General features: G+C 64.0%; 10 protein-coding genes. 6 read left to right on the top strand and 4 right to left on the bottom strand.

Features of this window, described 5'->3' with window-relative positions; genetic code table 11:
- From CXY71_RS01085 to CXY71_RS01070, 4 genes are all read right to left on the bottom strand, one after another.
- Positions 1–1,095 (bottom strand): M23 family metallopeptidase (locus CXY71_RS01085; RefSeq protein ID WP_104133882.1); only part of this gene is annotated, 1,095 nt, incomplete at its 3' end.
- Between the two features lie 2 nt (positions 1,096–1,097).
- A complete protein-coding gene (locus tag CXY71_RS01080; RefSeq protein ID WP_104133881.1) occupies positions 1,098–1,610 on the bottom strand; it encodes a hypothetical protein in 513 nt (170 codons plus the stop codon).
- Positions 1,607–2,902 carry a cobalamin biosynthesis protein CobQ gene (locus tag CXY71_RS01075; RefSeq protein ID WP_104133880.1) on the bottom strand — a complete coding sequence of 432 codons (1,296 nt, stop codon included), beginning with the start codon at positions 2,900–2,902 and terminating at the stop codon, positions 1,607–1,609. The genes CXY71_RS01080 and CXY71_RS01075 overlap by 4 nt, the downstream gene beginning before the upstream one ends.
- On the bottom strand, positions 2,899–3,177 hold the full coding sequence (locus tag CXY71_RS01070; protein WP_146072698.1) for a helix-turn-helix domain-containing protein: 279 nt from the start codon (positions 3,175–3,177) through the stop codon (positions 2,899–2,901). Before CXY71_RS01070 ends, CXY71_RS01075 begins: the two co-directional genes overlap by 4 nt.
- Before the next feature lie 165 nt (positions 3,178–3,342).
- On the opposite strand from CXY71_RS01070, the gene CXY71_RS01065 reads away from it, so the two are divergent.
- From CXY71_RS01065 to CXY71_RS01040, 6 genes are all read left to right on the top strand, one after another.
- Positions 3,343–3,963 carry a DUF6668 family protein gene (locus CXY71_RS01065; protein WP_199184135.1) on the top strand — a complete coding sequence of 207 codons (621 nt, stop codon included), beginning with the start codon at positions 3,343–3,345 and terminating at the stop codon, positions 3,961–3,963.
- Positions 3,964–3,972: 9 nt separating this feature from the next.
- Positions 3,973–4,275: a hypothetical protein gene (locus CXY71_RS01060; protein WP_104133878.1), complete on the top strand. Its 303-nt coding sequence runs from the start codon at positions 3,973–3,975 to the stop codon at positions 4,273–4,275.
- Between the two features lie 31 nt (positions 4,276–4,306).
- Positions 4,307–5,044, top strand: a complete 738-nt coding sequence (locus CXY71_RS01055; RefSeq protein WP_104133877.1) for a hypothetical protein — start codon at positions 4,307–4,309, stop codon at positions 5,042–5,044.
- A 3-nt stretch (positions 5,045–5,047) separates the two neighbouring features.
- Positions 5,048–6,613, top strand: coding sequence for a hypothetical protein (locus CXY71_RS01050; protein WP_104133876.1), 1,566 nt, complete (start codon positions 5,048–5,050; stop codon positions 6,611–6,613).
- A 14-nt stretch (positions 6,614–6,627) separates the two neighbouring features.
- Positions 6,628–8,133: an SCO6880 family protein gene (locus CXY71_RS01045; protein WP_199184134.1), complete on the top strand. Its 1,506-nt coding sequence runs from the start codon at positions 6,628–6,630 to the stop codon at positions 8,131–8,133.
- Positions 8,133–9,460, top strand: a 1,328-nt coding sequence (locus CXY71_RS01040) for an ATP/GTP-binding protein (protein ID WP_104133875.1), incomplete at its 3' end; no start/stop codon positions are given. The genes CXY71_RS01045 and CXY71_RS01040, both read left to right, overlap by 1 nt.

Raw genomic sequence — 9,460 nt, 5'->3', positions numbered from 1 at the left:
CAATTCCATGCCGAACAGGGTGAAGTATTCCTCCGGATTCACAAATCCGGAAGACGCAGGGGGGCCGCCGAGATCTTCCCCGGCTTGGAGGGCATTGATGGATTCGTTCGTGCTGCCTGCTGCGTTGATGCGAAGGTCGAGGTGGCACCCGGTGGAGGGTCCCTCGTTGCCGACGAGCGCGATCGGCTGGCCGGTCGTGACGGCGTCGCCGACCTTGACGGACACGTCGGAAAGTTTCATGTGCAGGTAGGAGACGGTGTAGCCGTCCGAGGATTTTATCGAGACCTGGTAGCCGGCAATGAGAGTGACGGTTCCGCCGGTGATCGCGTAAATCTGGTCACCGCAAGGGTTTGGGTAATGCTGCAAATCGGAGGCGGGGTGCCAACTACTCGCCCCCGCGATCGGGCTCTTCCTCGGGCCGTAGTCGTCGGTCATATTGAAACCGGCGCTCAGCGGCAGAGCAACAGTGCCACTGGCGCAGCCACCACCGGCGGCACCGTCACCGTCTCCGGCGAGTGCGGTCACGATCTGGTCGGCTGCGCCGAAGAAGCTTTCGTAGTGGAACGGGTCGGCGTTGCCCTGCACCTGGTGAATGGCGAGGGTGGGCGCAAGGCTCTGCCAATCGGCCACGCCGACCAGGCGTTCAAAGAACGCCGTCGCGGCATGGGTAGGGTCCATCACCGCGTCGCGGGTTCCCCATGAGCCCAGGCTCCACTGCTGCTGGAATAAGCCCAGCGAGCTGGTGGGGGAGCCGTCCGGGTTGGTGACGCCAGTCAGGTCGTCGCCGTAGCCAACGTTCACGAGCGAGCTTTCCCCCATAGCGGTCATCACCCCAAGAACTTGAGCCGTGCGATCCAGTTTGAGGGTGCTGGCTGCGTTCATGATGTAGGCGGCGTTGGCCAGCTGCTCGCCGGAATAGCCGGCTATGGGATCGGTGGGCACCGTCTCGGGGTTCACCGTGCCAGCCGCTTCGCTGCAGGCAGCACTGACGGCCGTGCCAGAGAACACGAGGATGATCAGCAGGAAAAACGTCCCGAGGAGAGCGACGGGCACCCCAATGAGAATCAGCGCCCCTGTCCCTTTTGTGTCAGCCATCGTTATCCCTGTGCGGGTCGGATTCGATCAGCAAGCCAGGGCACGGACGCGCCCGAGCGGCTCAAGCTGACGGTGTACAGGCCCGCGTCGGTGGGAACCTGAACGATCAATGCGACCTCGGTGGAGCCGTCCAGAATGGTGCCCGCCCCGGTGACCTGGTGCACGGGGACCTGCGCCGGATCAGTTCCTTCATAGGCCGCCGCGCCCGTTTGGGTCAGGAGCGGGTACATGTTGTTCATCCACGTCGTGGCATCAAGTGTCGGCTGCCCAAACGTCGAAACGACCTTCTCCACTGTGGTGATCGCGTCGGCGCGGCTGTCCGTTCCCGCTTCCGGCACGGGCAGCACGCTCGCGTCATCGGTGGGCGCGCCCGGCACCGCGGTTCCGGACAGTGTCGACGGTGTGCTGGTGGAGCTCGTCGGCGGGGCCACGGTCGGCGGCGCTGTGGCGCCGACGCATCCCGTCAGAGCGAGGGCAGCAGTGAGGTACACCACGGCGACCAGGGCGCGTGTCACAGGCCGTCCGCGACGGCTGCGGTGACTTGCAGCCACGCTTCACGCGTCGCCGGGGCCAGAGCGTCGTAGCTCAGCGTTCCTCCCTCGACCAGTGCGGGGTCGTGGGGCACGTCGAGCACCGTGCGAGTCAGGGACGCAAAGTGGCCGTGCAACCGGCGGTTCAGCTGCGCATCGGCCACCTTGGAGGGGGAGGCGAGAACGGTGACGGCGTTACGCACCTTCTCTGCGTGGCCCCTCTCATACAGTCCGTCCACAAGCCACGCGGCGCTGGCTGCAGTGTCTTCACGGATTGTCGAGACGATGACGAGCTGATCGGCGGCGTCGAGGGCGGCTTCCCAATTGGAGGCCCGCATGTTGTTGCCCGTATCCACGACGATGACCCGGTAGAACCGGCTCAGGGCGGTGTGCAACTCAGTGAACGCCTGACCGTTGATCGTCGATGATGCCGCCGCGTCTTCGTCGGAGGCGAGCACGTCGAACTGGGTGGAGCCCTGCGAGCGAACATAGTTGTCGAGGTCCCCGACCCGGGCACTGCGCAGGTCATTGAAGCGTTCAAGATCGCGGAGCAGATCGACGGCTGTGTTGCTGTGGCGGGCGGGCTGGGCCCGCCATCCCAGCGTCCCACGGGTTTCGTTGTTGTCCCACGCCAGCGTGTACCCGCCACGGTAGGTGCCAAACGTCGCCGCCAGCAGCAACGTCGCGGTGGTCTTATGAGCGCCACCCTTCGGGTTGATGACGACGACCGTTCGAGGTCCGCGCAGGCTTTGCTGGACCCGATCAATCGCGCTCCGGTGCGTGAGCTCCGCCTCGCCGGGCCCAACCGAGACGAGGCCGCCCGTCAGCCGACGCACAGTACCCTGCCACCCCATCATGGCCGGGCCGGCCACCGCGGCTGGCCGAGATTGCAGAAAGTCGTTGAGGGTCAATCGGGTGGTTGGACCTTCTGAACGCTGAGCTCTATCCGGGTCAGGTTTCGCGGGCGAGGCCTGTTGAGCGACGGCTGGAGTCGACGTGACGAGCGCTGCCGAAGCATCGAGGTCAGAGAGCGCTTCCACGCGGCCGTCGGGGTAGACCGCGAGTAACTGTTCCCCGAGCCGGTCCCGGGTATTCAACCGGACGGGGCGGCCCATGTCGGTGGCCGTCACCGTGACGAGGGTAAGAATTTCTCCCCGCACCGCCTGTTCATCCGCGCCGACCACCGACTGCATCACTCCGTTGATCGCGACGGTTCCCGTCGCATCGGCTGCAACGGTGGCCTCAATCCTGGGAAATATGGGAACGGTCTCGATCATGACGTGGGGCCTCTCTCGTCGTCCTCTGAACGGAGTGCACAGTCGTCGTTGTGATGCCCAATCAGGTACGCGCGCAACTGATCGCGGGCAATCCGCCAGCTCTTGCCGATCTTCACCCCGGGCAACCGGATGGCCACATCACTACTGGTGAGCAAACACCGAACGTTACGCGGCTCCAACCTCAGCACGCAGGAGACGTCAGCCACGCTCAACATGTCGCCGTAGCGGCGCAACATCGAGTCGGGCCACATCATCAGCGCTGGTGTCTCGTCCACCCTCCGAGCGTAGCCGACCACAGAGGTATATGAGTGCATAAAAGTATAAGTACGCATCACATAGGTACTATGAATACAGGACGCTGAGAACCCTTAACGCGGGGTAGAACACGAGTCTATGTGAGTGACGCGAATGAGCATGAATCAGGACAGAGGGGAATCCGTATGAGCCCGAGTGCGAATCGGTGGCTCATCGGCCCTAACCCGTCCAACGAACCCGACACCGCCGCGCCGGTTCCCACACGACGAAACGAGCGTCACGGCGCGACCGCGCCGCAACCCGGCATCCCGCTCCCCGACACAATTGATCGGCTGCCGCGCCGCGACGCAGCATGGCCAGCAACGCTCTGGTGGCTCGGCGTCCACGGCGGCGCAGGAGAATCTACCCTCGCCGCTCTCACAGCCGGCACCCGGCCCTGCGACCATGCTTGGCCAATTCCCACCACCGCCGGAACAACGCATCGCGTCGTCCTGGTGGCACGGACAAACTACACCGGCCTACTCACCGCGCAACACGCCGCCACAGAGTGGGCAGCGAACACATTAGGCGACGGAATACAACTCGCCGGCCTGGTACTTATCGCTGACGCCCCCAGACGTCGCCCTAAAGAGCTGCGCCACCTCGAGCACATCATCGCCGGCGGCGTCCCCCGCGTGTGGAACCTGCCCTGGGTTAACGCCTGGCGCCTCGGACCCCCAGACACTACGGTTCCGCTGCCCAAAGAATTCCTGGAGCTCTTCACTGACCTCTCCCTCACACCGACGAGCGCCCCCACCCACAACTGAAAGGTCTCAATGTCCCTCTCCCTTACAGCCGCACACGCCCTCACCACGGTCGGTCAGCTCTTCACCGCACTTCCCGACCCGGAACCACTGGCCCCACCCGGATTTGAAGCCGTGAGCACGATCCTTGCCTGGGCGAAATGGGTGGGCTTGATCGCGGCGATCCTGGCACTGATCGCCGTCGCCGTGATGTTCATGTTCAACTCCCGACGCGGCGAAGGTGGAGAACACGTCAAAACATTCGTCAGCATCCTCGTCGGCGTCATGATCATCGGCGCAGCCACCGCACTCGTCGGATTCATCTCCGGCTCCTAACACTCGTATCAATCGCGCGAAGGAGCACCGCATGACGAACACAGAACACAGAAACCCACTCTCCCGACCGGGATTCATCGCCGCCGCCATCATCGTCGGGATCATCCTCCTCGCCGCGATCATCGTCCTCCTGACATCTCTCGCCCGCGGCTCGGACGATAACACCACACAACCAACGAGCAACCCCACGTCGACGGCCCCCAGCGGCGACGCCGCCGACAAGAGCGTGTGCAGCCTTCCGGGATTCGACACAGAGAACACGTTGACGAATGCTCCTGACACAAAGTGGGAACTGGTAGGCACTGTTGCTGCACCCGCTGACCCAAAGGGCGCGGGGCCCGGAATCATCGACGATGGATTCCGTAGTTGCTATGCACACACTGCAGAGGGTGCTCTTTTTGCCTCAATTAATCTCATGGCAATGGGCACAGACAACAGACTCGCACCGGAACTTTCCAAACGGTTCCTCGTTCCCGGCCCTGGCCAGAATGCCGCACTTGAACGAGAAAAATCAGGCGAGAACGCACCAGGAGACCAGAATTTTAGGGCGCAGCTCGCCGGATTCAAGATCAATTCCTATTCGTCCGACGAGACGATAGTGGATCTCGTGTTCCAGGTTTCCAATAGCGGAGCACTCGTGAGCATCCCCAACGTCTTGCAGTGGTCAGGCGGAGATTGGAAGGGCGTCACAGATGCCGAGGGGAACAACCCCCTTCAGCCCGCTCAGGTAGAAAACTTGGGCGGTTACATCCCTTGGTCTGGGGCGTAAAACATGGCTTGTTCAATATTCGACATCGGATGCGCTGTTGGCGAAGGGGTTACCGGCGTCGTATCTAAAGCGTCGAACGATGCCGTTCAAGAGCTGGCCAACCGTGTTCTGGAAGGTTTCGGGAAGGCTTTGGCGAGTGTTGGGACGATGTGGGTCGCCGTGCCGACCCCCGTTCTTACCGCTGGTGACGGCACGACGAGGCTCCCCACGAATAGCCCTGGCTCAGAAGAGTTCTCAACGATCCTCGGGTACGTAACGTACATCGGGCTCACGCTTGCGGTGTTGTCGATCATCGCCCTCGGCGCGACTATCGCTCTTCGGAGCCGTCGTGGTGAGGGTTTTCGTCATGTGGGCACCCTCGGGGTGATTTTCATAGCGACCTTGCTCATCTCGGGTGCGTCCGCGCTCGTCGGTGGGCTGTTGGGTGCGAATGCGCCCGGGGGATCATCGACGACCGTCGGGTTCTTACAGAACTCGCTCTGGTATTACGTCGGTGGCCTGGCGATTCTCTCCGTGATCATCGGCGGGATTCGAATGGCGTGGGAACAGCGCGCACAGCCGGGCAAGGATCTGATCCAGTCACTGATTACCCTCATTGTGGTTTCGGGTACTGGGCTTGCAATTATTACCCTCGCTACGACTGCTGCCGATGCGTTCTCGATCTGGATTCTCAACGGAGCTACGGACTGTGATGTGTCAGCGGCCGGAGAATCCAATTGCTTCGGGACGAACGTTGCGGCGATGGTCGCGATTACCGCCAGCTCACCGATCGGGCTGATCGGGGTCCTCATTCTGGGCTCGATTGCTCTTCTGATGACCTACGTCCAGGTTGCACTCATGGTCGTTCGCGGTGGGCTGCTGGTCATCCTGGCTGGCGTGTTGCCGCTGACGGCGAGCTTCACGAACACGCAAATGGGTAAGCAGTGGTTTGGGAAGGTGATCGGCTGGACGATCGCTTTCATTCTCTACAAGCCCGCGGCCGCGCTCATCTATGCAGCGGCGTTCAGCCTCACCGGCACGGACGCTTTCAAGGATGACGGCGGAGGTATTTGGACGATTCTCACCGGTCTCGCGCTGATGCTCATGGCCCTGATCGCTTTGCCCGCTCTCCTCAAATTCGTCGCCCCCATGACCGGTGCTGTCGCCGGCGGCGGCACCGCCGGTATGGCGTTGGCTGGCGCAGCAGGCGCGATCGGCGGCGACCTAGCCAGCGGAGCAATCAAACGAATGAGTAGCTCATCATCGACCCCCACCAGCAGCGGCAACGGCGGCGGTAGCAGCGATGCTCCGACTGGCTCAAGCACGCCCGGCGGCGGCAAGCCCTCGGCTCCCACCCCGACGCCCTCCGGCACCGGGAGCAGCTCTGCATCTGGTGCAGGGGCAGCCGGCGGTGGCGCGGCAGCTGGGGGAGGTGCCGCGGCCGGTGGGGCAGCAGCTGTGGCTGGGCCTGCTGCGCCCCTTGTGGTGGGCGCACAGATGGCGGGCTCCGCTGCCCAGGGCGCTGCTGTCGCTGCGAAGAGTGCTGTGCAGTCGGCGGCCGATGATTCAACTGGACCTAGCGGTTCCTAAGCAGGAGGTTCTCGATGACAACGCATAGCGCACCGCGCAGCTACGGCAATTGGACGAAACCGAAGACCGCTGGTCTTCTGGGGTTGGGGTCAATCGGTACGGCGATTTTGTTTGTGGGGGCCGGTTTCAGCGTCATCGTGACGATGGCCTCGAACATTGTCAGCGGCGTCGTCACGGCGCTCGTTTTCGGGGTGTTCCTTTTGACGGTGGCGGTCAAGGACAAGCATGGTCAGAGCCTGCTGATGCGGGCCACCACACGGGTTGGGTGGATGGTGACTAAGAGTACGGGGACGCATATTTACCGGTCGGGGCCGCTCGGACGGGCCGAGTGGGGCACCGCTCAACTGCCGGGCCTGGCCGCGGGTTCCGCGTTGACGGAGTGGCGCGATAGCTACAACCGCCCGTTCGCCTTGTTGCAGGTCCCCACGACGTCGGATTACACCGTCGTCATCGCGACGGAGCCCGACGGCGCAGCGCTCGTCGACCGCGAACAGGTCGACGTGTGGGTGGCCGAGTGGGGCATGTGGCTCGCCAGCCTCGGCGACGAACCCGGCATCGAGGCCGTATCCGTGACGATTGAAACGGCCCCCGACACGGGCACGCGGCTCCGCCGCGAAGTGAACAGTCGGATTGATCCAGACGCTCCAGAATTTGCCACGAGCATCCTGCATGACCTGGTGCGGCAGTACCCGGCTNCGGCTGGTTCCGCGACGATCAAGGCCTATGTCGCCATCACCTTCAACGCCGCTGCCCGCGTCGGAGGGAAAAAGCGCACCCCCGATGAAATGGGCCGCGAGCTGGCCTCGCGCCTGCCCGGCCTCACGCAAAGCCTCTCCTCAACCGGCGCCGGGGCAACGCGCCCGCTGAGCGCCCAAGAGCTCTGCGAAGTCATCCGCGTCGCCTACGACCCGGCTGCAGCACGACTCATCGACGACGCGAACGCTGCCGGTGAGCCACCCGAGCTCTACTGGCCCGAGGTCGGCCCCACAGCTCATCAGGCGAACTGGGACACCTACCGGCACGATTCGGCCGTGTCGGTGACGTGGATGATGAGCGGCGCCCCGCGCGGCAACGTCCCCTCAAGCATCCTGGCTCGCCTGTTGGCGCCGCACCGAGACGTCGCACGGAAGCGTGTCACGCTGCTCTACCGGCCGATCGATGCAGCCAAGGCCGCGGCGATCGTCGAGGCAGACGTGCGCGCCTCGACGTTCAATGTGCAGTCCGCAAACAAACCCACAGCACGAAGTATGACCGCAACACGGGCCGCTCTCGCCACGGCGCAGGAGGAAGCGTCGGGCGCTGGCCTGGTCAACTTCGGGATGCTCGTCACCGCCACGGTGACAGGCGCCGCCCACGAGGCCGACGCGAAGGCCGCGATCGACAACCTCTCCGCTACCGCCCGGCTGCGCCTTCGTATCGTGCACGGTTCTCAGGATTCCGCGTTCGCGGCCGCACTTCCGCTCGGTCTGGTCCTGCCGAAACATGTGCGGATTCCGTCTGAGGTTAGGGAGCAGCTCTAATGCCCGCCATCGATTCCACCCGGCGCAAGGCCGCGAATTCGAAACTCAAATCGAAGCCACGCGAGCTGGCCACGGCCAAGCAGACGAAGGCAGACAAGGAAAAGAAGCCCCCGGTCCGTCGCCCCGGTCCCCGAGGCTGGTTGGGGCGTGGTCGGGGTGAGTCCACCGTCATCCAGCCGGCCGATGAATGGCGCGGAACGACCGTGCAAGTGTGCGGCCTGCATCCCTTCTCTGTCGGAACAGGAACCCCGATGATCGGCGTACCGATCGGCCTGCAACTCTTCACCGGGGCGACCGTCTGCGCCGACCCCATTTCTTGGTTTCAGGACGCCGGCCTCATCTCGAACCCCTCCGTGTTTGTGCTCGGCCTGCCGGGCCTGGGCAAATCAACGCTCATCCGACGGATGGCCGCCGGCGGCGCAGGATTCGGAAACCTGCCGCTGGTTTTGGGCGATCTGAAGCCCGACTATGTCGACATGATCCGCGCTCTCGGTGGACAGGTCATCACCCTCGGCCGTGGCCGCGGGCACCTGAACATCCTCGATCCCGGCGAAGCCACCGCCGCCGCCGAACGGCTACGCCTCGCCGGTAAAGAGAAGGAACGGCACATGGTGCTCGCCGACGCTCACGGACGCCGGCAAACGATGGTGTCCGCCCTCCTCACGATCCTGCGCAAAGACCCACCCTCTGCTCGCGAGGAAGCCATCATCGACCGCGCCCTCACCGTCCTCGACGAACGCAACGGGGGAGTCCCGGTGCTCGGCGACTTACTGCGCGTGATTCAGGAAGCCCCCGCGGAAGTGCGCGCGGTGGCCCTGGACCGTGGCGACCTTGAGCGGTACAAGAAGATCACAGAAGAGCTAGAGGCCTCACTCATCAGCCTCACCTCGGGTGGGCGCTTGGGGGAGACCTTCGCCCACCCCACCGACGTTCCGATGATGAGGGATCGTCCCGTTGTCTATGACGTGTCCTCGATCGAGGATTCCGACACCGATATGCAAGCCGCAATTCTGCTCGCCTGCTGGTCGGCGGGGTTTGGCACCGTGAACATCGCCAACGCCCTCGCCGACGCCGGCCTCGAACCACGCCGCCACTACCTCGTCGTCCTCGACGAGCTCTGGCGGGCACTGCGCGCGGGAGCGGGCATGGTCGACCGGGTCGACGCCCTCACCCGGCTCAACCGTCAACGCGGCGTGGGCCTGGCAATGATTTCACACACGATGAGCGACCTCCTCTCCCTGCCGAGCGAGTCCGACCGGATGAAAGCACGCGGATTCGTCGAACGGTCCGGCATGGTCATCGCCGGCGGCCTACCGGGCGCGGAAAT

Source organism: Cryobacterium sp. Y62 (assembly GCF_002929785.1).
GTDB lineage: Bacteria > Actinomycetota > Actinomycetes > Actinomycetales > Microbacteriaceae > Cryobacterium.
This window is presented reverse-complemented; position numbering and strand designations above follow the sequence as displayed.

What these genes read in the sequence shown, in the direction of transcription:
- CXY71_RS01050 (WP_104133876.1), top strand. Translation starts at nt 5,048, where the DNA reads ATGGCTTGTTCAATATTCGACATCGGATGCGCTGTTGGCGAAGGGGTT.
- CXY71_RS01065 (WP_199184135.1), top strand. Translation starts at nt 3,343, where the DNA reads ATGAGCCCGAGTGCGAATCGGTGGCTCATCGGCCCTAACCCGTCCAAC.
- CXY71_RS01055 (WP_104133877.1), top strand. Translation starts at nt 4,307, where the DNA reads ATGACGAACACAGAACACAGAAACCCACTCTCCCGACCGGGATTCATC.
- CXY71_RS01075 (WP_104133880.1), bottom strand. Translation starts at nt 2,902, where the DNA reads ATGATCGAGACCGTTCCCATATTTCCCAGGATTGAGGCCACCGTTGCA.
- CXY71_RS01060 (WP_104133878.1), top strand. Translation starts at nt 3,973, where the DNA reads ATGTCCCTCTCCCTTACAGCCGCACACGCCCTCACCACGGTCGGTCAG.